Source organism: Paenibacillus lautus NBRC 15380 (genome assembly GCF_004000945.1).
In the GTDB taxonomy this organism is placed as follows: Bacteria; Bacillota; Bacilli; order Paenibacillales; family Paenibacillaceae; genus Paenibacillus_AQ; species Paenibacillus_AQ lautus.
The window spans coordinates 77,592-102,485 of the sequence record NZ_BIMF01000013.1 but is presented as its reverse complement, the minus strand read 5'-3'; the positions used below and the strand labels follow the sequence as shown (position 1 = coordinate 102,485).

Here is a 24,894-nt window from a genome sequence, read left to right as displayed (position 1 = left end):
AATTGAACTTTAAGATGTAAGCGTTATAATATCATTATACTGATCTGTTTTAAGCCAATCTAACAGTATTCCATTGTTTTATAGCACAATTTTGATACAAGATGACATCATTCAAGCGGTTATTCATTTCCAAGGAGGTACATCATGGATCAATCCTTTCGCCAGTCGTTAAAAGAAAGCACCGTCCACGGGAATGAACGCTTCCCGTTTGGTGCCTACTGGTATCAATTTGCCCCCGGGGCCCATGTGGTAGACTCCCATTGGCATAAGGAAGCAGAAATTTTCTACGTGATGGAAGGTGAGGTTCTGTTTCAGATCGACTCGGAATATATCCCTGTCCGGGCGGGTGAAGCCATATTTATCGATGGAGGAGACCTTCACACCGGTCACGCCCGGGGCGATCAAGGCTGCAGTTTCTGTGCGATGGTGTTCGATTTCGGCATGCTTGCAAGCAGCAGCTATGATCTTGTACAGGAAGGAATGATTGTTCCCTTTCAGGAGCGGAGAGCCACCTTTCCAAGATGGATGACGCCCGAGACCGACGAGCAGCTGCTTCAGCATATAAAGGAAATGACGCTGCTGTCGAAGCACAAACCTGCCGGTTATGAGGTCGCTATTAAGGGACATCTGTTCCTCATGTTGTTTCAGGCCGCATCCTCTGGCCGACTGGTCAACCGGAGCCGGAGCGAAGCAGCGGATATGGTGAAAACGGAACGCTTGAAGAAAGTCATTCTCTACATCCAGAATCATTATCACCATCCCATCCGGCTAAGTGAGCTGGCTGATCTGATCCCGATGAGCGAAGGCCAGTTCTGCCGCTTCTTCAAATCCATGACCGGGCAAACGCCCGTGGACTATATGAATTCCTATCGCGTTCGCCAGGCGGCTGAGCTCCTTCGTCAGCCGGACAATAAAATATCCGACATCGCACTCGATGTCGGATTTGGGCACATCAGTTATTTTGTTCGGGTCTTCCGTAAGATCATGGACTGCACGCCTTCGGAATATCGGAAAAAATTATAATTTCGGCAGACTTGGTATGGTCTGATTGCAATCTCCAGGAAGCGGCAGGTTTCGGCATACGTACTGGCCCGCGCTGTTCTCATTCGCTGCACCTGACGGGGCCGGCTGATGAACCCGTTGTTTCCAGAGCTGCCACAGCATGAATCCATCATTCGCCCTTCCCTTATTCTTCATATAGTTCACCATCGTTTCTACATTATAATAGGGCGTTGCGATATTATTCTGACCGTTCATCATGTCGGCATCGTAGACCGTGCCCGGTGCGGCATTCAGCTGCAGGACCGCACCGCCGGATCCCTCCGGCGCAATCTGCATGCCCATGTTGATAGGTCCGTTGTATATCGCCTTATACGATTCATAGCCTTCACGCGGATCGTAATAAATACCGCCATCGTAGGACATCAGATTGATGAAGTTGATCTTGCTGCCATGGTCCTTGACTACGCGGTACATGGTACCTCCGAAAGGTGATCCCCATTGGACCTTGCCTTCCTCAAACGGCGTTCCTTTCACGTAATAAGCGCCCGTGGACCAGCCGGCGATGGAAATCTGCAGATTCGCGTTTCTTGCATGGATTTCATTATAGAGACTCGTAATAATCCCAGCGATCTCTCCATCCTTGGTGCAGCTGAACTGGGCGGCTGTTCCTTTGTTGCAGCTGCTGCCGCTGGATTCCCAGTCAATGTCGACTCCGGCAGCGCCTAGATCAAGAGCCAAATCCACAATGTTCTTGGCATTGAATCTGGACCACTGTGAACCTTGACTGTATGACCAGCCTCCTACCGATAGGAACGCTTTCGTTCCGCGGGCTCTGAGAGATGCGATGTTGTTACGCAGATCCTGAGACTGCTGGGCTGTAAATGTACGCTGCCCATTCGGCGTCGTGGCTCCTTCCACGAATTCCAAGCCCGCAACGGCTTGATCAAACGCATAGGACCCTTGGGTATAGGTGGTGTCCGGCCTTACGAATGCAAGATTGAGATGGGTGATGTAATTGGGAATGTTGGCGGTAGTCAAATCGTAAATACTGGTGTTCCAAGAGCTCGCGTAAGCGACATACATACGGTCACCAGGCAGCGGAGGGTCTACAGGAGGGTCTACTGGTGGATCCACCGGGGGATCGACGGGCGGTGTCCCGGGATTGCATGCTCCAAGGTCCTCCCATACCCCCCATTGTCCTGTCGTTCCAGGCTCCTCGCCCTGCGTCCACCATTTCGCTTTCCAGGCATGACCGTTATGGGATACCATATTGCCCCCGCCATATATGGCGGAACTGCTCCAAGCGGGCTCCGCACAAACCTCAGCGGCTTGAGCCTTGTACACAGGGAACATACTGAGCACCAGCACGGCGATGAATCCGAGAATCCATCCTCTCATCGTTCTGGACAACCTTGTCATTCATCAAACAACTCCTTCGCCAATTAATTTCGTTCATTAAAGCGGTTTCAAAGCTGGTGAAAGCTCCTTACCTTAAACACCTCCTAACACACACAGATGAAATGATATGACGTACTTTAAGTGTAACTTGGTGATTTTTTGTACAACAAGGATAAGATTTACTAATTCAGGGGCAAAATCCTATACCCTGACCTATCCACGCTTCCACGTAAAAAAGGCTGTCATACTGCGGATTACCGCATATGAGACAGCTCTTTAATAGAAAGCATGTTTAACCCTGACTCGGATTTAGGGTATGATGATAGCAACGTGTTATTTCTTATTATGGATTGATCTCTTTGTGCCGCCTTGCAAACGGACATTTCGATAGTGACTCCGTGTTATCCCGCAAAAAATATTGCTTCCATTCATAGTTATCATCCGCCCCGTAGAACTTCAAGTCAGGGTGCGGTGGTACGGGATCATATTGGGCCAACCGCTGACGAATCAATCTCTTGGTGTGTTCTGCTTGCCTTGTTCGGGCATTGAACTGCTTCAGAACCCAACGAGGTGTAAAAGCAAGCATCATGTAGGGAAAGTATCTGCTCTGGCGAAGCTCATGTGCCGGTGTGCCACAATAAACAAAATAAGGCTCGCCCGCAAAACAAAATTCCCACAGATGATCCGTCGGCTCCTCCGGCAGATCCGCCGGCCAAGGCTCCGTATCGTATTCGGTTGTCCGGCTTAACAGCTGCCAGAACAAGCGCTCATAATACTGGGCGCCTTCCAGGTTATCTCTGCTCGGCTCCGTATAGATCATGACGACAAGTGAAGTATATGGCCCGAAGTCCCTGGAGCCGAGCCCGAACTCGCGCAGCAGAGCAGCCAGCTGTTCCGCCGCGGCCTGTGATTCGCCTTGATGGATAAAGCCGTATCTAAAATGATTCAGTGCATGTCCTTGCACTGCCGGAATACAGGGGAATTTGGCGTCACGGTCCGTCATTTTCTCGGTCAGCTTGGTTATCGCTTTCCGCTGCCATTCCTCCTGCAATCCATGGACAGCATCCATATCGTCCAACCTTAATAAACCGCTCATTACCAGTCCTCCTCTTCTACAGCATATAAGAGTGGGTAAAAATAGGTGACTGTCACGGGCGAAATGCACATGAATTTCGAAAAGCGTTTCCCAAAAGCTTGAACTTTCTGATATCTTAAGTAGAGAAGAAATTAAAATGACCAGGCTTATGCCTTAATTACCATAGAGAGGATTCTTTCACATTATGTCTAAACCCCTGCTAACAGATCAGATTCAAACGGCCAAACCCGCCAAAAAACCGAGGCCTTCCGCTCCACCCGTGCGCATCTTTGCGCTTGGGGGGCTTGGCGAGATCGGCAAGAACATGTACGGCGTGGAATTCAAAAATGAGATCATTATCATCGATGCCGGGCTGAAATTCCCGGATGCCGAAATGAGTGGCGTCGATTACATTATTCCGGACATTCGTTATTTACTGGATAACAAACATAAAGTAAAAGGTATGTTCCTGACCCATGGTCATGAAGATCATATTGGGGCTATTCCCTATGTGCTCCGTCAAATCCAGATGCCGATCTATGGCGGGGCGCTGACCATCGGCCTGGTTCGTGCGAAGCTGGAAGAGCACCGGCTGCTGGATCAGAGTGATCTGCGCGTATTCCATGAAGACGAAACGATTTCATTCCGTCATCTTTCCGTTCATTTCTTCAGAACCACCCACAGCATTCCGGATGCCTTCGGGGTCGTTGTGGAAACCCCGTACGGGCCGATCGTACATACCGGAGACTTTAAATTTGACTTTACGCCGGAGGACAAGCCCGCCAATTTGCATAAAATTCTGCATATCGGCGCGCGTGGCGTCCTGGCCTTGATGGCTGACAGCACCAATAGCGAGCGGGACGGGTTTACCCCTTCGGAACGAACCGTCGGCGATTCCATACTGCGTCTGTTCCGGGAATGTCCCGGACGAATCCTGTTTGCCACCTTTGCATCGAATGTTCATCGTCTGCAGCAGGTTGTTGAAGCTGCCATCCGAACAGGCCGCAAAATCGCCATCGTTGGCCGCAGCATGGAGAAGGTGTTTGTGATCGGTCAGGAGCTTGGTTATATTCGCGTACCGGACGGCATGATGATTGATGTGAAAGCCGTTAACCGTTATCGCGACGACCAGGTGCTGATTATTTGTACAGGCAGCCAGGGTGAACCCAATGCAGCGCTGACACGCATCGCTTCGGGTGCCCATCGTTCGATCCAGATTCATCCGGAGGACACCGTTATTTTCTCGTCTTCGCCGATTCCTGGGAATACCCAGAACGTTAATCGCAGCATTGATCTCTTGATGCGGGCAGGAGCTGAAGTTAAATACGGTTCCATTCTCGATATCCATACGTCGGGACACGGCTGCCGCGAAGATTTGAAGCTTATGATCAGCAGTTTGCGTCCAAAATATTTTGTACCGATCCACGGGGAATACCGAATGATGCTTAATCATCGTCACCTCGCCGTGCAGGTTGGGGTTTCAGACAGCAACGTTTATTTGATGAACATTGGGAATACGCTGTCCCTATTCCGCAACTATGCGCGTAAAGGGCGGAATATCCCCTCCGGAGACGTCTACATCAACAATGGAGAGCTGCGTACCCATGAGAAGGAATTGCTCGAGGAACGAGTACAGCTCGCTCACGATGGCGTTGTCATCGTCGCCATTACCATCCATCGCGAGACGCGCAAGCTGCTCTCCGGGCCGGAGCTGATTACCCGCGGATTCGTATATATGCAGGACTCCAAGCCTCTTCTACGCCGAGCTGAAGCGATGCTGCGGAAACAGCTGAACAAAGCCGGTGAACAGCGTGAATACAACCGCGCTGCCTGGGAACAGATGACAAACAACACACTCAACCGTTATTTTAAAAGGGAACTGGGCCGAAGCCCGTACATTATGCCTTCCATTATGGAAGTATAAGGCTCCGGTCACTTGAGCCTTAACTGTATCTCAACATAAAAAGGGTGGATCCAAGGTAATTTAAACCTTCGGATCCACCCTTTCTTCAGATATCGGAAAGTATACACTTCGAAGCATATCCTTCCTGATTCGGAATAAAAACGTTATCTACACGCGGTCTCCAGCCTTAGTCCGCAAGCTCCAGCCCTTTCGTTTCCTTGCCAAGCACCAGTACCGCAAGCGCACCGATCAGGATCGTCACGAAAAACATCACGAAAATAAATTCGATACGGGTGCCATTTTGCTTCAGCACACCGACGAGCAGCGGTGCAATAACGCCGCCAATCCGTCCGAAAGACGTTGCCAGCCCTACCCCCGTTGAACGAACCTTCGTCGGATAGAGTTCCGGACTGTAGGCATATAAACCTCCCCATGCTCCCAAATTAAAGAATGACAAGGAAATGCCTGCTGCGAGCAGCGAGCCTTCCGTATTGGCGTAACCAAACCAGATTGCGCTAAAGGCCGTGAGCACCAAATAGGTAACGAGAACGAATTTCCGCCCGAACTTTTCTATAAAGTACGCGGCCGTAAAATAGCCCGGCAACTGGGCAAGCGTCATAATCAGCACATACTGAAAGCTCCTGACCAAACTGAATCCTTTATCGACCATGACGGTCGGAAGCCACAGGAACATGCCGTAATACGAAAATACGACCGTGAACCAGAGCACCCACAGCATGATGCTGGTACGACGATGTTCCACCGACCAGACCGAAGCCACTCGCTGCCCGAAGGTCAGCTTACGGGCGGCCTTGGCTTTCTGCTCGATATACCTTGGCGAATCCTCGATGGCACGCCGCAGGTAGAGCGCATAAAAAGCAGGCAGAGCCCCAATAACAAAGGCTGCCCGCCAGCCGTAATCCGGGATGACAAAATAGGCTATAAGCGCGGATAGTATCCAGCCTGCCGCCCAGAAGCTTTCCAGCAGCACAACCGCTCTTCCCCGTTCATGAACCGGCATGCTTTCCGATACCAGCGTGGATGCAACCGGAAGCTCTCCGCCAAGTCCGAAGCCGGCAATAAAGCGCATCAAACACAGCATGATAAAACCGGTAGCCAGCGCGGAAAGACCGCTGGCGATCGAGAATATGAGCAGCGTCCACAGCAGAATGTTTTTCCGTCCATATTTATCGGCCAGGAATCCAGCCATGGCCGCGCCGAATACCATTCCGATCGAGGTGGTGCTTGTCAGAATACCTACCTGCTGCGAGCTCAACGACCATTCCGCTGCCAGTGCCGCAACAACAAACGAAATCATCCCGACATCCATCGCATCGAACATCCAGCTGGCACCCGCACTGAACAGCAGCTTGCGCCGCTTCGGCTCTTTTAACAATTGCATATTGCCCATATTGGCCGCCCCCTCTCCTATATCTTTCTATAATGTAGAGCGAACCATACGTCCGGTCAAGCTAGATTATGCTGAGCGGCAGGATTACCTTTATGGTCGTTCCTTCCTGAAGCTTGCTGGACACGTGAACCTGCCCCTTGTGGTCCTCGATCATTTTTTTGCTGATCATGAATCCCAGGCCATTCCCTTTCTCCTTCGTGGTAAAGAACGGTTCCCCGAGACGGGAGAGAATCGCTTCTGGAATCCCGCAGCCATTATCTGTGAAATAGATGGCCACGGTATGGTCATCGCCTCTCTCCAGCCGAATGGTCAACTCCCCGCCGCCCGGCATGGATTCCACGGCATTTTTAATAAAGTTGATGAACACCTGCTTCAGATGATTCACATCCCCCTCTACATTCGCCTCTCGCTCTCCGAAATCCGTTATAATCTCAACGTTATGTATGATGGCCTGGGTATTTAATAGAGTAATTACTTGGTCCAGAAGCTGCCGGATATCGGCACGCTCGAATTTCACGCTTTGCGGCTTCGCCAAAAACAAAAGCTCACTTACGATCAGTTCGATCCTTTCGATCTCCGAGGAGATAATATCGAAATATTCATCCTTTCGGCCGGCGCCGGAGCGAATGAGCTGCACGAACCCTTTGATGGAGGTCATGGGGTTACGGATTTCATGGGCGATCCCTGCCGCGAGCTGACCGGCCATGGACAGCTTATCGGACTGGATCAGCCGCTCCTCTTCTTGATGGGCCGCCTTTTTCATGTCGGTAATATCCGTAAAATGCGCCACATAGCCCAGTGTTCTTCCTTCCCTGCTGCGAGCTGTGCTTAGCATGCAAGATACCCACCTGATATCTCCTTGTTTATGTATCAATCGCTTTTCCATTTGCAAGGAAGAGATCCTTCCTGACTTTAACTTCTCCAGAATTTGCCTGTCCTCATTTAAGTCTTCCGGATAAATCCAATCGTTATAGGGATGATGCAGACACTCTTCCGCCTCATACCCCAGCATGACGCAAGCAGCGGGATTAATTTTGATAATGCTCCCCTCTGAATCGATGAATACCGTTCCAATCGGCGCTACTTCAATCGCTTGGACCATAAAATCATAGCTGAGACTTTCACTATTCATCATCATTTGGAGATCCCTCCTGTCTTTCATTGTTCAATCGTTTTACATATTTCGAGATATCGGATTGCTTCTCCTTTACTCTCGTCTATTGAAAAATATAAATACTGCAAACCAAAGGATAATTTGGACATAGGGCGAATATATTGTGATGAGGTTTCTAATTTTTGGTGACAATCCCAGAGCTATTCTAGTGAAACTGAGAGAAAATGGTTTTTTTTGACTTGAACGCTATGGCTTTTTCGTTTATTGTGAAAGAAAGCAAGTCATTTACAATTGCTAGTCGTTAGGACCGTTAACAAAGGAGTTTGCGAGTATGTACACGGAACAAGATATTTGGATTGTGCTTACAGGCACGGGCACCTGGTTCAGCAGAATGATCCAATATTTCACGAAGGCCCCACTCAACCATGCATCCATCGCGTTTGATTCCGAATTACGCGAAGTGTACAGCTTTGGGCGAAAGAAGGCGAACAATCCGTTTGACGGCGGTTTGGTTCGCGAGAATCTCCGCGACCCCTTCTTCTACACTTCGGAATGCGCGGTATATCGCTTCCGCGTTAGTAATGAAGACTATCAACGCATGCACAACCTTGTCAAAGAGATGATGCGTGATCAGGACCGCTACAAATATAATCTGCTAGGGCTGCTGGGTATATTGTTTCGGATTCATATTGATCGTGACGATGCTTTTTTCTGCTCCCACTTTGTTGCTACGGTGCTGGAGCAAGCAGGCCTGCGGCCTGTGAACAAGCCTTGTCATCTTGTAACGCCGGAGGATTTCTCCCATTCATCGCAGTTGAATGAAGTCTACCGTGGACCTCTCCACGGGTATCTTGCTCAAGACATGACATCCCCGCTATCCCCATCACCGACGTTTACTCCTGTGACAACGAAAGGCCGAGGCAAGTTTTTCAGATTCGGAAAAACAGGTTAATCCTGAAATATGTAGCTATCATATAAATATGTTTCTCTGATACCTTGGAAAAAAGCAGCCGGGCTCTCACCCGGCTGCTTTTTTATATGATCGTCGCGGGGGTAACCCCCACGTCAGGTTTAGCGTTAAGCCGATGGAGTCTGGTCCGACGTCTGCTCCAGTACCGTCTTTTCGACCACAACGGGACTAGATTCACTCGTAGATTCAGCCAGCTTTACCTGCTCCATTTTCTTACGCTTGCGTTTGCGGTTAAAGTACACGCCGATCAACAGAAGCGGAACGGCAATAAGCGCAATATATAACGATACATCCTTTACCATGCCTTCTGCCGCGTTACCGTACAGGTAAAACAAGGTACCTACAACATAAAACTTGGTAGCTCTGCCTATAGCGGCATAAGCCAGAAGTCTCCATAACGGGAAGTTCAAACATCCCGATAGAATCGTAAACACCTTAAAGGGTACCGGCGTAAATGAACCAATCAATATAGCGGCCTCGCCGTTTTTCTGAAACATGTTCGTAGCAGCGTCAATCCACTCTTTTTTCAAAATCTTGTATAGTACCGACTTCCCAAGCAGCCTTCCGATTAAATAACCCAGCGGCGTCCCCAGCAAGCACCCGATAAAGCCATACGTTGCAAGCCACAGCGCATCCTGCGGATGCATGATGCTAAGCGAAACCTGCAGAAAAAAGGCGGGAACCGGAAAAATTACAGCATCAGCAAACGAATGAATAAACAATCCCCATGGACCAAAATTTTTAAAAAATTCCAAAATGTCCTGAAACATGTCTCAACCCCTAAATATTTTCTTCCTTTTTCTATCAGACCCTTTATAAAGTATAGCACATAATTATACTGGAAAGGACCTAAGCCGCTCTATCCCTGCGGAAAAAACGCGTAGTACGAAGCATGCCTTTGCTCCTATACACTATATGCAGCGAGTTCGACTAACAACAAAAAAACCTTTCTTCTTGGAAGAAAGGCTTTTGGTCACTTTCTGCAAGCCGAATATCATACATGAATAAGCTTGCAAAAAAGTGTATTTTGTTTAATTTGCAGATAAACTGCGATGCGCGGAATGTCTTGTCGGACCTACGAATTCATTTAGCGGGAAGCCATTGGAGATGGCTTGTGTAATGAATGCCTTCGCTTGCTGTACCGACTCTCGAACGGTCAAGCCTTTGGCAAGATTAGCTGTAATGGAAGCGGATGACGTGCAGCCCGCACCATGGGTATACTTCGTTACAATAGTATCGGCTTCGAACCATTCAAAGCTGTTTCCGTCATAGAGCAGGTCCATCGCTTTGCCTTCGCGGATCTTGCCTCTGTCTTTAATCAGCACATTCTTCGCGCCGCGCTCGTGAATGATGGCCGCAGCCTCCTGCATTTGATCCAGGGTCGTGATTGGACCGGACTTGGCCAGCTGGGACGCCTCGAACAGGTTTGGCGTTACCAAATCGGCGCGCGGGAGAAGGAACTCCAGCATCGCTTCCGTATTTTCCGGCTGCAGCACTTCATCCGTGCCTTTGCAGACCATCACCGGATCGATGACGATCCGTTCCAGGTTATAGCGGTCGATATACTGGGACACGAGCTCGATGATCTCTACGGATCCGAGCATGCCGGTCTTCATCGCGTCGATGCCAATGCCCTCGAGCACGGTTTTCAACTGCGTTTCTACAATATCTAGCGCCACCGGGAAAACCTGATGATCCCATGTCTTCGGTTCCATGCAGACAATCGTGGTCAGTGCGGTCATTCCGTATACGTCAAATTCCTGAAACGTCTTCAGATCAGCCTGGATGCCAGCGCCGCCGCTCGTATCCGAGCCCGCTACTGTTAGTGCTTTTCGTATCGTCATGTTCCATGTTCCCTTCGCTTGTAAAATGATTACTCTATTATAAGAAAAACTCCGATTGGCGTCTATTCATTGATGCGTCGAATTCGTATGCGACTATTCAAAGACGAATCTGAGAGATATCACATCACTCCGCATACGGATTGTTCTTCCGATCGCTGTTGCCCCCAGATTTCCTTTGAATCACGATATATATCGTTGAAATCCGTGGGCAAAGGCGTACGCTTCGCTTCTACAGAACAATTCCGCCTTCTCCGTTGGAGCATTTTTTTTTAAAAACTTTAAAGAGACAAACTCACTTTACCGTCGTTTCTCAGACGGCGAATTCTGAGAGTTATACACCACTCCGCATACGGATTGTTCTTCCGATCGCTGTTGCCCCCAGATTTCCTTGAATCACGATATACATCGTTGAAATCCAGGGGCAAAGGCGCACGCTTCGCTTCTACAGAACAATTCCGCCTGCTCCGTTGGAGCATTTTTTTTAAAACCGGCGAATTCTGAGAGTTATGCATCAACTCGCATGCGGTTTGTTCTTCCGATCGCTGTTGCCCCCAGATTTCCTTGAATCACGACATACATCGTTGAAATCTGGGGGCAAAGGCGCACGCTTCGCTTCTCCAGAACAATTCCGCCTGCTCCGTTGGAGTTTTTCTTTTAACCCCTGAAAAAAATTCACTTTTGCGTCTATTTACGATGTCAGATAGGCATACTCCCGGATGTGACTGCATCACTACGCATGTATGAGTTTTATAGCTTGTACCGTTCCGCACCCAATAGGGAGCGAAAGCCCCCTACGGAGTGACATCCTGCATCTTATTGTTCCGTTAAGATCACCGGGCCATCCTTTGTGATGGCGAGGGTATGCTCATACTGCGCGGACCATTTGCCGTCCACTGTTCTCGCGGTCCATCCGTCTGAGTCGATCTTGCATTGATATGTGCCAAGATTCAGCATCGGTTCAATGGTGATGACCATGCCCTCTTTAAGCCGTGTCCCACGGTTGGGTGGGCCGTAATGCGGCACTTGCGGCTCCTCATGCATATTTTCGCCGATAGCGTGCCCCACGAAGTGGCGGACGACCGATAAATTTTGAGATTCGGCATAGGTTTGAATCGCATGGGAGATGTCTCCGATTCGATTGCCGATCACCGCTTGCTCAATGCCGAGATACAGGGATTTCTTCGTTACGTCCAGCAGATGCTGCGCTTCCTCGGACACGTTTCCGACCGGATAGGACCAAGCGGAATCGGCGAGCCAGCCATCATACTTCACCACCATATCAATGGTAACGATATCCCCGTCCTTCAATGGCTCATGGTTCGGAAAACCATGGCAAATCACGTCATTCACCGACGCGCAGGTGGCAAATGGATATCCGTGATATCCCTTCTGCTCCGGTGTCGCGCCGCGCTCTGCCAGAAACCGCTCGACAAATTGATCAATTTCCAGTGTCGTCACGCCCGGTTTAATCATCTTGGCAATCTGCCGGTGGCATTCGGCGAGAATGTCCCCGGCCTTGTTCATCTTGGCGATTTGTTCTTGTGTTTTGAGGATTATCAATCCTGCTCACTCCTTCTCCATGGGCTGTTATCTCCTATTCAAATCAAAAAGCCTTAGCTGACCGAAGATTGTTGAGGACAGGCACCCGCCTCTCCTCACTCCCCGGCCAATAAGGCTGATTCACAATCACAAGGTGTATCTGCTTTCTTCTTGTCTTGTATCCAGAAAAAGAAAAGCTAAAAGCGCCCTACATCATCTTATTCTACTCCTAAGCCAAAGGAACCTCAATGATTTCCATGATGAAGGTCTGCCTTTCGGTTTACACTCGGGCAGGAACGGGAGCCGAGGCGTATGCTTGTTGCATCCTTGGGGGCAGCTTCAACTCGGCTGTAACCCAGAACGTCATATGACTTTCAATGACCATGAACAGAATCAGGGCAGGCAGCATTTTATCTAACTTCGAACTTCATTTATCCAATGACAATCGTTTCTCCTCATATCATAAAGTATAATTTAAGGTTGCGCAGAAACGATAATTTTACACGCGAGATCACAATTCCTTTCTTTTTTCCTATGTTCATTATATCAAAAGGGTCGTTTCGTTAGCTTTCCACTTGTTTCCGCTCCTTCTGGGTCATATCACTCTTCTCCTTGGACAAGAACCAGCCGAGGACCGCGATTAGGATTAATACGCCCCAGAATATAAGCTTCCAGCCGGTGCTTTTCGGAAACGTCTTTTCCAATACAGCGATATCCGGGTGTGCGAGCGTATAGACGGCCAGCTTAATGCCTACCCATCCCACGATCAAGAATGCAGCCGTTTCCAAGCCGGGTCTTCTAACGAGCAGCTTTCCGAAATACGATGCGGCGAACCGCATGATCACCAAGCCGATAATTCCGCCTGTCAGGATAACGAGGAATTGTCCACCGTCCATGCCCCCGATATTCGGGAGACCGGTTTCCGGCAGAGTCAAGGCGAGGGCAACGGCAGCCAAAATCGCATCGACCGCAAATGCAATGTCCGCGAGTTCCACCTTTAATACGGTAACCCAGAAATTTTCCTGTTTCGTTTCGGCTTCATTCAAATGTTTCTTCTTCTTCACAAAGAACTGTTTGACAATATGATTGATACTGATATACAGCAGGTAAAAGGCTCCAATCGCCTGTACGTACCAGACATCCGCCAAGAATGAGATAATAAAGAGTGAGGCAAAACGGAATACAAAAGCTCCGGCCAACCCGTAAAATAGTGCCTTCTTCCTCTTATCCTCCGGCAAATGTTTAACCATGATGGACATGACGAGTGCATTATCGGCTGCGAGAATCCCTTCGAGTCCAATCAACACCAGCAGCACCCACCCATATTCGAGCAACAGTCCCATTTCCAAACGCAATCTCTCCTTCTTTTTTTTGAATGATCCGATTTTTCGTTTCAAAAGGTGGAAGGAAACAAAAAACCTTTATCCCGAAAATCGGCGATAAAGGTATCTACCCAGAAATAGGCTGTAGGAATAAGCACCTTTACCGAATCGGCAAAGGTCTCGCAAACAACTTTCGTTGCCAACAAAGCCGGAGACACGTTCGTGTCACGAATTGACGACTTTGCTGCGACTGCTACTCCCCTTTACTTGAATACAAGAATTATAGCATGGCCGTTTACTACCGCCAATAGATCTTCAAAAATTTTACATTGGCTTTACATTTCCCTTTCTCTTCCTCCAAAAATAGAGCCATAGCCCCACTGCCAGCAGCACTACAACAGCCCCCCACAGGACGTGTTTCAGTGAGAATTGAGATTGACCAGCATTCTGGCCTTCGCCTGGTGGCACCCCCTCCGCAAGCGTATCGAGCCCGGATTCACCCGGAGCAGATGCATCGTCTGGTGGATATCCATCTCCAAGCTCGGTTAGCTCTTTAGTTGCGGTGGAGAGGAGCTTCGTGCCATCACACATCCCTGTTCTCAGCTGACCCGATTCTGCAGACGCGAACACCAAAAAATCGCTTCCTACGGCAAACTGATCATAACCGCAGCTGGCTGATGACACAGCCGTTGTAAGCTCCGTCATTCCGGCTAATTCGCCCTTCCATACTTCCGTTACCTCTAACGTAACCTGAACCGGATCTGCGGATGACATCACCAGCTTCGGCTTCGGGCCAACCAGCTTGGTGACTCTGCCTGCAAATATCGCTGCACTCCGTTCCAGGCTCTCCTCAACCGTAGGCGACCCCGCACAGGAACAAGCAAATACGTCAGCTGGTTTGACCGTGTACAGGCTCACGAGCAGCAGCAAGCAGCTAAGCATAATCCTAACCATGGATTGTCTCATAAATGAATCACCTCATTCCTTAGACGGCCATCTTCTCCAAAATGTTCCAGATATCAATAAATGAACCGATCTGGGATCTACCTCCACAGAACACGGTGAGGCAGGCACTGGAAGGGGTGGTTATCTCGGTTATCTAAAGGGAGAGGAGACCCCGCAAGAGGCTCCATCGGCATTGGCTATTTACTGGCGATGATCAGATAATGACGCTCTGTCGGATACTCGATTCCTTCCACATGCAGCCCTGCTTGCTCCAACAAAGCCTTCATCACATGCGGATCAACCCGGTTCGGACGGGGAACCCGTTTCTCGGCTGGATCCTCCTGCCACTCCAGACACATGCATCGTCCTCCTGGCCGCAGCACCCTTGCCATCTGACGGATGGACTCCTCCAGCTGATCGGTAATATGAAGGATCAAGGAGGCAATGACCCGATCCACAGCTTCATGCTGGAAAGGAAGCTTTTCCAACATGCCCTCCATTACCTTCATATTCGTGAGTCCCTGTTCCTGTGCCCGCCCCCTCATCATCTCCAGCATGGCTGGCTCGGTATCCAGCGCGTAAACCGTGCCTTTCGTTAACGAGGCTGCCGGTATGGAAAAATAGCCGGTACCTGCCCCGATGTCAAGGACATCCACCTCGCCATTCACTTGGAGCTTCTCTAGCAGCGAAGATGCCGGTAACTCCTTCTTCCTTTCCGGACTTTCCAATCGGTCTATGAGTGACGGATCAAAGCTCTCTTTCATTGGTATCTCTCTCCTCCTCGCATGATTGCACTTTGCTTATATGTACTTGTATGAACCCAGTGAGGGGGAGAACTCCCCCTGTCGGTCTACCATACCGTTGATAGGGAACGATGTAAACCGGTTTATATCATTGTATCGATCCTTCTATCACGGTATCGATACGATTAATGCTGTTTCGGAACCATTATATATAATAATTGATCGCAATGAACACGCTGATTTATGATAAACCAGACTAAAAAGGGCATCCCCACGATCATAATGACCATGAAGTTGCCCCATTTGTACCATTAGTCACGCTTATCCTCAATCAGCACCTGCTCTGCCAGAAAATCCGCGAGATGAACGGCCTCTACGCCATTTTGTTTACCGGCACGCTCGATCCCCCACTTCATCTGCAGCAGACATCCCGGGTTCGAAGTCACGATAACCTTGGCTCCGGTAGCCTCCACATGCTCCATTTTGCGATCCAAAAGCGTGGTCGACATTTCTGTCTGGGTCAGATTATAAATGCCGGCGGAACCGCAGCATACCTCGGCCCCCTGTAGCTCGCACATCTGTACACCAGGAAGGTGCTCCATCAGCTGGCGCGGCTCGCCTTGTACCCTCATCACATTTCGCAAGTGGCAAGAGTCCTGATAGGTGACCGTTATGGCCTCGTTCTGTGCGCTCTCCGCATGAATCGGCGTAAGCGGCCGACCGAAGCTGTGCAGCAGCTCGGAGATGTCCTTCACCTGATCTGCAAAACGAACCGCCGCTTGCTGAAGCCGCTCATCCGGCTCTGCATGCATCAGATGATCGTATTCCTTCAGCAGTGCGCCACAGCCTCCAGCATTGCTTGCGATGTAATCCACGTTCGCTTCCCCGAAAGCCCATATGTTCTGACCGGCCAGCTGCTTGGCATCGCCCATCTCACCGGCATGCGCATGCAGCGCTCCGCAGCATACCTGCTCCTCCGGAACGACAATTTCGAACCCGGCCTGACGTAGCAGCCGTACGGTGTTCACGTTCGTGGATGCAAACATGACATCCATGATGCAGCCACGGAACATGCCGACCCGGCCAACCTTAGCCCCGGCCGCAGGGATAACCATAAGCCTTGAACCGCTGTCTGTCGTCTCGCGGCGGTAGGGCAAGCCAGCCTTGCTCCACAGCTCTTCCAGGCCGTCGCCCGTTACGGGAGGCAGCGCCTTCTCCAGCTGCTGAAGATGGTCGGGAAACAGCTTCATGGCTCCGGAACTGCGCGCAAACTTTTGAAGGCCAGATTTCTGATAAAAGGAAAGCGTCTTGCCGATCAGCTTCAACCTTCCGCGATGCGGGAATAGCCCTTGCAGGAATGTTTTGCGAACGATCCGCACCGGCAGCGAATACGGCTTCTCGGCAGCAATAGCTGCCCGGGTCTGCTCGATCAGCTGGCCGTATTTCACATCGGAAGGACAAGCAGGCTCACAGGCTCTGCAGCCCAGACAAAGATCCATCTGGCTCCGAAAGCTATCATCCGGCTCCATCAAACCATCCACAACCGCTTTCATAAGCGCAATCCGCCCGCGCGGGGAGGCAGCTTCGAGCCCTGTCTCGAGGAATGTCGGACAGGCGGTCTGACAAAACCCGCAGCGCATACAGTTCGTCAATTGATCCTCGTCCAGCGTCAGCTTCAGCGATTGAGCAAGCTTCTCATGGGTTGAATTCATGCGCTCTCGCCTCCTCTCACGATGTTTGGATCTTCTGATCCTGATCCGAAATCGAGTCCCGCTCTGCCTGCTCCGTCCGATCCTGGAAGACAATCCGCTTCCGGGTTTCCGCAAACAGCTTGCCGGGATTCATGATTTGGTGCGGATCGATCGCATCCTTAATGGATTTCATCATTTGGATGCCGGCAGCGCCCACCTTCCATTCCAGGTAAGGGGCCTTCACGATACCGACGCCATGCTCACCGGTAATGGTGCCCCCCATGGCAATCGCCGCCTCAAAGATTTCGGCGAATGCCTGCTCCACACGGTGAATCTCTTCCGGGTCACGGGCATCCGTCATCGCGGTCGGATGCAGATTGCCGTCCCCGGCATGGCCAAATGTGCAAATCTGCACATCGTATTTCTGTGCGATACGCTGAACTTCAAGCACCATGTCCGCAATCTTCGAACGCGGAACCGTCGCGTCCTCCAGGATCGTGGTCGGCCGCAATCGAGATAGCGCAGCAAGCGCGCTCCGTCTCGCTTCCATTACCTTCGCCCCTTCTTCCGGTGTCTTGGCGATGTTGAGCTGAACCGCGCCGGAGGCGAGACATATCTCTTCCAGCTTCTTCAAATCCCGCTCCACATCATCGACGCTGCCGTCCTGCTCAATCGCGAGCATCGCTTTGGCGTGAACCGGCAGTCCGATTTTGGCAAAATCCTCAACCACCTGGAGGGTCGGCTGATCCATGAATTCCAAGGTACACGGGAAAATATGATTCGCTATAATATTCGACACCGTTCGAGCCGCCGCGTTGAGATCGTCATAGACGGCAACCATGGCCTTCCTGTAAGAAGGCTTCGGAATCAACTTGACCGTGGCCTCGGTCAGAATGGCCAGCGTACCGCCCGATCCTACCAACAGCCGGGTCAAATCATACCCTGCCGCGTCCTTCACCAGCTTGCCGCCCGTGCGCAGGATGCTGCCATCCGGCAATACGGCTTCCAGGCCAAGGACATAATCCTTGGTCGTTCCATACTTCAAGCCACGCAGGCCACCAGCCCCCAGGGCGATATTACCACCCATCGTGCAGATGATCATGCTGCTTGGATCCGGAGGATAGAACAGTCCTGTCCGTTCAACCGCCAGATGAAACTGCTTCGTATTCAGACCGGTCTGGAAGGTGGCTGTCAGGTTATCCGAATCGATCTCCAGCAGCTTATTCATTCGGGTCATAACCACGATCAGACCGCCCTGAAGCGGAATGGTCCCGCCGCACAGATTGCTGCCTGCGCCCCGCGTAATAACGGGTATGCGGTGTTTTGAGCAAATTTTGACGATGTCGGATACTTCCTGCGTGCTTCCAGGAAAGATAACCCCGTCCGGCATCGCTTGATATAGCGGCGTAGCATCATAACTGTAAGAGACGAGACTTTCCGGATCGTCCTTGAACCACTTCCCGCCAACCACGGCGGCCAGCTGCTCGCGAATAACAGATTCCAGCACGTGTTGTTTCCCCCTCCCCTATACGGGTTTGACTACAATAAAGATAATCACTTTTCTTTCCAAGATCGCTGCCTAACATTATCTATACACCTTCGCTTGGTACTTCCGTCCCGCGGGCTTTAATGAACGGTCTATGCATGGGTTTATGCATGGGTTTATGCATGGCTTTATCCACGGCTTTATCCACGGCTTATGCATGGTTTATACACGGAGAACCTGGCAAAACCTATGACTCTGGCAATCCGGCTTGATGCGAACATTTCTGCCGGCGAGGTACAGATCACGGTGATTTGATGTCTATGCATCCTCCGCTATGGCAGGGCCAGCTTCCCCATAACGGTTGAGCGGTCGGCTCCCGTAGCAGCAGGCAAATTGTTAGGAACGCCGAGCATGAAGTCATTACCTAACAGTGCAAAAATCACGGCTTCCTTCGCATCGTCATCCAAGCCCAGCGCCTTGGAGGTCATGACTTTCTGTTCAGGCAGCAGCTCGCTTAACATGGAGAGCAGTGTCTTGTTGTGCGCTCCTCCGCCGGTCACGATCACTTCATCGATCTTGTAACGGGGAAACACATATCTCACATAGCTATCCGCAATGGTACGGGCGGTAAACGCCGTAGCCGTTGCCATCACGTCCTCATCCGAAAGCTTCCTGAGCCTGGCTTGTTCCAAGAATGAAACCGCGTAATTGTGACCAAACACTTCTCTTCCTGTTGATTTGGGCGGCTCCATGTGAAAATAAGGATGCTCCATCATCTCGCCTAACAAGACCTGATCCGGGTTGCCTCGGGCAGCCCATTTTCCGCTGTCGTCATATGAAAGCTGCCCTTCGGACAGCATATGGGCTACGGCATCCATGATCATATTGCCAGGCCCGGTATCAAAGGCCAGCACATCCGCAGGATCCGCCCCTGCGGGCAGCGCCGAGCAATTGCCGATCCCGCCGATGTTCTGCAGCAGCCTTCCCCGCTGCGGGTGCCGGAACAGGATCAAATCTCCGTAAGGAGCAAACGGGGCCCCTTGCCCCCCTACCGCCATATCTGCGGGCCGGAAATCTCCTACCGTAAGTTTGCCAGTATGCTTGGCGATAACGGAAATATCGCCGATCTGTAGAGTCGAAGCGACAGCATAGGGATCACCTTGTTCGGGTACAGGCTGATGCCAAATCGTCTGTCCATGGGAGCTTACTAAATCCACCTCATCGATTTGCATGCCGGCATCGGCAACCGCTTCCAGAACTGCCGCTCCAAACTGATACCCCAGGTATGCATTCATGCTGCAAACAGCAGCGCTATTGGATTTCTCTTCACTGCATAAATCGCGCAGCCGCTGACGGAGCTCCGGTTCGTAAGGCTTGCTATAGTAATGCAGCAGTTCAACCGATGCCTCAAGGCCGCTTCCGTGTATGCGGACGATGGCCGCATCGATGCCGTCAAGCGAAGTACCTGACATCAGGCCGACCACAACGGTCGGCCCTCCATCCTTCCATGGTGAGAACATCCTTTACGCCTCCCCATACAGCAGATAAGGAGCCCGCATCGTTCTCCACTGCTCCGCATCCTTGCCCCACTCGGCAACAATGCGCTGAAGTCCGGCTTCTTCGTGGATGTGCCGGCGGACATCCTCGCTACCCGTAAGCAAATCAATAAAATACCGGTTACGTCCCTCCGGTGGGGTAAGCCACTGGAACTGATCCGGGTACATCCGGCTGAACAGGTGCAGCAGCACAAGTCCTGTTCGCACAGCTTCCACTTCTGCCGGATTCGTTACAAACAGCATCACCCCGCCACAGCCTTCGCCCTGATGCTTCGAGAAGGTAGGCGTCATGTACATGGAATGGGCATGCACGCCCGGCAGTCCGTACACGTTGAATGCCTTCGCAAGCTCTTCGCCATTCACCCATGGAGCCCCGATCCATTCGAACGGCCGGGTCGTTCCCCTGCCTTCCGAAAGATTGGTCCCTTCGAAGAAACAGGTTCCGCTGTACAGCCGAACCGTATCCATCGTGGGAATGTTCGGCGAAGGCAGCACCCACGGAAGACCCGTGTCGGTATAAACCATGTCGCGCGTCCAGCCTTCAAGCTGAATCACATCCAGATCGCAGCCCGTTCCCCGCAAGTCGTTGGCCATGCGCGCGAATTCGCCGATGGTCATCCCGGTACTAATCGGAATTTGCCATCCACCCACCATGGATTCATATCCCGGCTGTAGCAAGCCGCCTTCGCAGCGCTCGCCTCCCAGCGGATTCGGCCGGTCCAGGACAAGCAGGCTCTTGCCATGCTCGGCGCATGCCTCCATGACATACAGCAGCGTCGTCATATACGTATAAAAACGCACGCCAAGGTCTTGAATATCGAAGATGACCGTGTCCACGTTTTTCAGCATGTCAGCGTCCGGTTTGCGCCGCGAACCGTACAGGCTGTAAACCGGCACGCCGAATACAGGGTCCACTTCATCATCGACGTGTTTGCCTGCCTGAAGCTGACCTCGCAGCCCATGCTCGCAGGCAAACAACGCCGTTAATTCCGACTCGGGCAAGCCTGCAATCACCTCGATAGATGAACGAAAATCCGACGTGAGCCCCGTCGGATTCGTGATGACGCCAAGGCGACGACCCGTGATTTTCTCATGCTTGATGCTCGGCAGCATATCAATTCCGCTCCGCACATTGCTTCTCATCATATGCTTACACCTCTCGCTTCCGAGGCTACCAGACCGTCTTCCGCCGGTTTGGCCTCTTCCGGATTCAGTACATTATACGTAACCTTATGCTGGTATATGGCCCACATGCCGTTAAACAAAAATCCAAAACCAACGACCGTTACCAGCAGCGGGATCGCAACGCAGAAGGCTTGAAAGCATGCGCCCAGCGTATAGGCCGGATATTTCAGGAACAGCTTGACACTGTGGGCCATGGCCTTGAAGATGCCCATCCCTTCCTGAATGACAAGCTGAAACGTGTAGAATTGGGAGATGAGCGCCATGATGACAAAATAGGTTTGGAACACGCCAATCGCAAGATAGCCGATTCCTTCTTTGCCCCCGTAATACCACCAGGTGGACCACAAAATGAGCGCCATCACCACAAAGAAGAAGCCCATGATTACGGCAGGTCCGAGTCCCTTGATCGCGCCTTGGAACACATCCTTAAGTCTTGACTTGCCCCGCTCTGTTCGGCGGTGATACGCATAACAAACACCATAAAAGAGCGGCATATACAGAATCGGCAGCAGCACCAGCGCTGCCCACAGCGGCACAAACATGACCACCGTCACGAGCACCAGTGAGGTAATCATGCTGTATAAGGCCACCGCCGTAATCTCACGGTAAATCTCAACCCCTGTCTTCTTCAACACATCATTCAGCTTGCGCATAGCTTTCCTCTCCTCTTCGTCGTTGTTTACCAATCGATACGCTGTTCCGTCTCAGGATCGAAGAAATGCACCTTATCGAAATTGAAAATGAAGGTTTTGTCCATGCCCGGATAACCCGTCGTTTCCGGGTGAACCTTCGCGGTAACCGTCCGGTTTCCAACGCGGAAGTACACCAGGTTCTCTGAACCGAGATGTTCAACAACCTGAACCTTGGTGGAGTACTTGTAATCCAGATTAGTTGTTCCTGGCAGATCCTCACCCGTAATGTGCTCGGGACGGACGCCCAGGATAAGATGCCTGTTCTCGTATTTGCTCAGCGCACCCGCCATCGCATCCGGAATAGTAAATGCCCCGCCTTCCATACGGAGGACGTTCCCTTCCTTATGCACATCGATAAAGTTCATCGGCGGGGAACCGATAAAGCCGGCTACGAACATGTTCTGCGGATTCGCATACAGCTCCGTCGGCGAAGCGATCTGCTGGATAATGCCGTTGTTCATCACGACGATCCGCTCACCGAGCGTCATCGCTTCAACCTGATCATGCGTTACGTATACAATGGTAGCTTCCAGACGCTTGTGCAGCTCGGACAGCTCTACCCGCATCTGCACGCGAAGCTTCGCATCCAGGTTCGAAAGCGGCTCGTCAAACAGAAACACCTGCGGATCGCGCACGATGGCCCGCCCTACCGCAACACGCTGACGCTGTCCGCCGGACAGCTCGCGCGGCTTCCGGTCAATCATCGACTCCAAGCCGAGAATGGAGGCTGCCTGCGATACCTTTTGCTCAATATAAGCCTTGGGCTTCTTCAGGTTCTTCAAGCCGAAGGAGAGATTCTCGCGAATGGTCATATGAGGATACAGCGCATAATCCTGGAACACCATCGCGATATCCCGATCTTTCGGGTGAAGATTATTTACTACTCTGTCGCCGATGATGATGTCACCGGAGGTTTGACGTTCCAGCCCGGCAATCATGCGCAGCGAGGTGGTTTTGCCGCAGCCGGAAGGACCGACAAATACCACGAACTCTTTATCATTGATCACAAAGTCCGACCCCGCTACAGCGGTAAACGTCCCTTTGTTGTCGTCTACAAATTCTTTTCGTATATTACGGAATTCTACGCGTGCCATAACTTTGCCTCCTTCTAGCCTTTAACGGCTCCAATGGTGATGCCTTGCAGGAAATAGCGCTGAAGCGAGAAGAACAGGATCATCATCGGCAGTGCCGCGACGGTTGCTCCAGCCATAAGTGCGCCGAAATCGGTCGTGTCCGCATAAACGAAGGAAGCAAGACCGACTTGAATGGTCCTCATTTCCGTCGAATTGGTCACGAGGAAGGGCCAGAAGAAATCGTTCCAGGATGCAACGAACGTGAAAATCGCCAGCACGGCAAGACCCGGTTTGGCCATTGGGAGAATGACCTTCCAGAAGATGCCGAATTCGCCGCAAGCGTCGATACGAGCTGCATGAATCAGAGAGGTAGGCAGTGATGACATGTACTGCTTCATCAAGAAAATGTTGCCCACGCTTACAATGCCGGGAAGAAGAATAGCCGTGTATGTATTCCCGAGATCAAATACGTCAATCATCAAAATATAGAGCGGAATCAGCGTCACTTGCGCCGGGATCATCATCGTGCTGAGCAAAACCCAGAATACCGCTTTGTTCCCCGGGAACTTCAGCTTCGCAAAGGCATAACCTGCGAGCGAGGCCAGGAATACGTTGGTCACCGTCAGGATGGATGAGATCAATAAGGAGTTAAAGAGCCACCTCATGACGTTGGTTTTGCCAAAAAAACGCTCGTACGGGGCCACGGAAAATACGTCCGGAATCATTTTCGGGATAAACGAAGCCGCTGACTTGGTGTCCTGCACAGAGCCAATCAACATCCAGTACATCGGAATGATCGTCAGAACGCTCCATACCACCAGGATGACCGAAGCCACAATCAGCATGATCACTTTTGATCTTGATTTCATAGGTGCACCCCCTTTTAGCTTCAGAAATATGCATTAATACTCCACGTCGGACGAGAAGTATTTGAACTGAATGACGGAAATGACAATAATCAATGCGGCCAATACAAAAGATTGCGCTGCCGCGAGTCCAAATTCATAGAAGTTGAATGCGGTGCTGTAAATCAGGTAGGCGATGGTTGTCGTCGCGAAGTTCGGACCGCCCTGCGTCATCAGATACACTGAGATAAACACCTGGAAGGACGTAATGACGCCCGTCACCAGCAGATACAATGTGGTTGGTTTCATCAGCGGCCACGTAATGCTCCAGAATTTGGACCAACCGCTAGCATGGTCAATATCCGCGGCTTCATAGAGCGATTTGGGAATCCCGCCCATGGCGGCCAAATAAAGAATAATGCCCGCACCATGCGAACCGAGCCAGTTCATCAAGATAAGCGAAAAGAGCGCGGTGTTCGATTTGCCGAGCCATATGACCGGGTCAAATCCGAATAATCCAATGAAGCGATTCAACAGCCCGGCATGGGTCGGATCGTAAATTGCGAGCCATACCACCGAGATGGTGACGCCGGAAGCAACGGCCGGCAAATACATCGTAGCCTTGAAGAACGTTTGCCATTTATTCTTCATCTGAAAAATAAAAAAGGATAAAGCATACGTGATGACAATGTTCACCGGAACGGTACCGATCGTGAATAAAACCGTATTCCTCATGGATTTCCAGAACACTTCATCCTGTACCATCCGTGTATAGTTGTCAGTTCCAATCCATTCAGAGCCCATCACGCTGTATTCCTGAAAGCTCATCAGAAAAGCGGAGGCGACCGGGTAAAGCGTAAATATCAAGAACAACAGTACGGGAGCCAGAATGAATAAATACGCCCATCCATATTCGCGTAGATAACCCTTCATTGGGGGACGCGAAGGCCGGGTTTGCGCCGGGGCAGTCTGCATTTGATTTCCTCCTTTGCGCACAGGTGAAGTATTTTCATGAAGCCTTTTGAACCTTAAATCAATTGGTTTAAAAAGGGAGTGACCCGTTTTGTTCCTGCTAAGGACAACGGGACACCCCCTTATAA

Annotated in this window: 21 protein-coding genes; 3 read left to right on the top strand and 18 right to left on the bottom strand. The window is 51.0% G+C overall.

Features of this window, described 5'->3' with window-relative positions; all coding sequences use genetic code 11:
• Nucleotides 1–144 precede the first annotated feature (144 nt).
• The gene (locus PLA01S_RS21120) at nt 145–1,023 is read left to right on the top strand and encodes a helix-turn-helix transcriptional regulator (RefSeq protein ID WP_127593903.1); all 879 of its coding nucleotides are present in this window, start codon (nt 145–147) and stop codon (nt 1,021–1,023) included.
• Here PLA01S_RS21120 and PLA01S_RS21115 read toward each other — a convergent pair.
• Together PLA01S_RS21115 and PLA01S_RS21110 are read right to left on the bottom strand one after the other, a co-directional pair.
• The gene (locus PLA01S_RS21115) at nt 1,018–2,421 is read right to left on the bottom strand and encodes a glycosyl hydrolase family 18 protein (RefSeq protein WP_127593902.1); all 1,404 of its coding nucleotides are present in this window, start codon (nt 2,419–2,421) and stop codon (nt 1,018–1,020) included. The two genes, PLA01S_RS21120 and PLA01S_RS21115, sit on opposite strands and share 6 nt — an antisense overlap.
• A 322-nt stretch (nt 2,422–2,743) precedes the next feature.
• Nucleotides 2,744–3,496 (bottom strand): YqcI/YcgG family protein, encoded by a 753-nt coding sequence (locus tag PLA01S_RS21110; RefSeq protein WP_127593901.1) that lies wholly within the window; start codon nt 3,494–3,496, stop codon nt 2,744–2,746.
• Between the two features lie 184 nt (nt 3,497–3,680).
• On the opposite strand from PLA01S_RS21110, the gene rnjA reads away from it, so the two are divergent.
• Nucleotides 3,681–5,399 carry a ribonuclease J1 gene (gene rnjA, locus PLA01S_RS21105; protein ID WP_127593900.1) on the top strand — a complete coding sequence of 573 codons (1,719 nt, stop codon included), beginning with the start codon at nt 3,681–3,683 and terminating at the stop codon, nt 5,397–5,399.
• Nucleotides 5,400–5,565: 166 nt separating this feature from the next.
• Here rnjA and PLA01S_RS21100 read toward each other — a convergent pair whose 3' ends face one another.
• Both PLA01S_RS21100 and PLA01S_RS21095 read right to left on the bottom strand, forming a co-directional pair.
• Nucleotides 5,566–6,789, bottom strand: a complete 1,224-nt coding sequence (locus PLA01S_RS21100; RefSeq protein WP_127593899.1) for an MFS transporter — start codon at nt 6,787–6,789, stop codon at nt 5,566–5,568.
• A 61-nt stretch (nt 6,790–6,850) separates the two neighbouring features.
• A complete protein-coding gene (locus PLA01S_RS21095; RefSeq protein WP_246059725.1) occupies nt 6,851–7,927 on the bottom strand; it encodes an ATP-binding protein in 1,077 nt (358 codons plus the stop codon).
• A 307-nt stretch (nt 7,928–8,234) separates the two neighbouring features.
• Between PLA01S_RS21095 and PLA01S_RS21090 the strand changes: the two genes are divergently transcribed.
• A complete protein-coding gene (locus tag PLA01S_RS21090) occupies nt 8,235–8,855 on the top strand; it encodes a hypothetical protein (RefSeq protein ID WP_098749017.1) in 621 nt (206 codons plus the stop codon).
• Between the two features lie 125 nt (nt 8,856–8,980).
• Here the strand turns inward: PLA01S_RS21090 and PLA01S_RS21085 are convergent, their stop codons facing one another.
• From PLA01S_RS21085 to PLA01S_RS21015, 14 genes are all read right to left on the bottom strand, one after another.
• Entirely contained in the window at nt 8,981–9,643 is a 663-nt protein-coding gene (locus PLA01S_RS21085) for a YqaA family protein (protein WP_127593898.1), read from the bottom strand.
• A 261-nt stretch (nt 9,644–9,904) separates the two neighbouring features.
• Entirely contained in the window at nt 9,905–10,717 is an 813-nt protein-coding gene (gene pdxK, locus PLA01S_RS21080; protein ID WP_076325345.1) for a pyridoxine/pyridoxal/pyridoxamine kinase, read from the bottom strand.
• Between the two features lie 813 nt (nt 10,718–11,530).
• Nucleotides 11,531–12,277 (bottom strand): type I methionyl aminopeptidase, encoded by a 747-nt coding sequence (map, locus tag PLA01S_RS21075; protein ID WP_127593897.1) that lies wholly within the window; start codon nt 12,275–12,277, stop codon nt 11,531–11,533.
• Between the two features lie 542 nt (nt 12,278–12,819).
• Nucleotides 12,820–13,605 carry a TerC family protein gene (locus PLA01S_RS21070; protein WP_127593896.1) on the bottom strand — a complete coding sequence of 262 codons (786 nt, stop codon included), beginning with the start codon at nt 13,603–13,605 and terminating at the stop codon, nt 12,820–12,822.
• A gap of 297 nt (nt 13,606–13,902) precedes the next feature.
• Nucleotides 13,903–14,544, bottom strand: a complete 642-nt coding sequence (locus tag PLA01S_RS21065; RefSeq protein ID WP_127593895.1) for a hypothetical protein — start codon at nt 14,542–14,544, stop codon at nt 13,903–13,905.
• A gap of 176 nt (nt 14,545–14,720) precedes the next feature.
• Entirely contained in the window at nt 14,721–15,287 is a 567-nt protein-coding gene (locus tag PLA01S_RS21060) for a class I SAM-dependent methyltransferase (RefSeq protein ID WP_127593894.1), read from the bottom strand.
• Between the two features lie 290 nt (nt 15,288–15,577).
• Nucleotides 15,578–16,978, bottom strand: a complete 1,401-nt coding sequence (locus PLA01S_RS21055; RefSeq protein ID WP_127593893.1) for a (Fe-S)-binding protein — start codon at nt 16,976–16,978, stop codon at nt 15,578–15,580.
• Between the two features lie 16 nt (nt 16,979–16,994).
• Nucleotides 16,995–18,464, bottom strand: a complete 1,470-nt coding sequence (locus PLA01S_RS21050; protein WP_127593892.1) for an FAD-linked oxidase C-terminal domain-containing protein — start codon at nt 18,462–18,464, stop codon at nt 16,995–16,997.
• A gap of 311 nt (nt 18,465–18,775) precedes the next feature.
• On the bottom strand, nt 18,776–19,963 hold the full coding sequence (locus tag PLA01S_RS21040) for an anhydro-N-acetylmuramic acid kinase (RefSeq protein ID WP_127593891.1): 1,188 nt from the start codon (nt 19,961–19,963) through the stop codon (nt 18,776–18,778).
• A 3-nt stretch (nt 19,964–19,966) separates the two neighbouring features.
• The gene (locus tag PLA01S_RS21035) at nt 19,967–21,145 is read right to left on the bottom strand and encodes a DUF1343 domain-containing protein (protein ID WP_127593890.1); all 1,179 of its coding nucleotides are present in this window, start codon (nt 21,143–21,145) and stop codon (nt 19,967–19,969) included.
• The gene (locus tag PLA01S_RS21030; RefSeq protein WP_127593889.1) at nt 21,142–21,837 is read right to left on the bottom strand and encodes a hypothetical protein; all 696 of its coding nucleotides are present in this window, start codon (nt 21,835–21,837) and stop codon (nt 21,142–21,144) included. The genes PLA01S_RS21035 and PLA01S_RS21030 overlap by 4 nt, the downstream gene beginning before the upstream one ends.
• 26 nt (nt 21,838–21,863) lie before the next feature.
• Nucleotides 21,864–22,970, bottom strand: a complete 1,107-nt coding sequence (locus tag PLA01S_RS21025; protein ID WP_127593888.1) for an ABC transporter ATP-binding protein — start codon at nt 22,968–22,970, stop codon at nt 21,864–21,866.
• Between the two features lie 14 nt (nt 22,971–22,984).
• Nucleotides 22,985–23,818 carry a carbohydrate ABC transporter permease gene (locus PLA01S_RS21020; protein WP_100541425.1) on the bottom strand — a complete coding sequence of 278 codons (834 nt, stop codon included), beginning with the start codon at nt 23,816–23,818 and terminating at the stop codon, nt 22,985–22,987.
• A gap of 33 nt (nt 23,819–23,851) precedes the next feature.
• Nucleotides 23,852–24,769, bottom strand: a complete 918-nt coding sequence (locus PLA01S_RS21015; RefSeq protein ID WP_100541424.1) for a carbohydrate ABC transporter permease — start codon at nt 24,767–24,769, stop codon at nt 23,852–23,854.
• Nucleotides 24,770–24,894 lie beyond the last annotated feature (125 nt).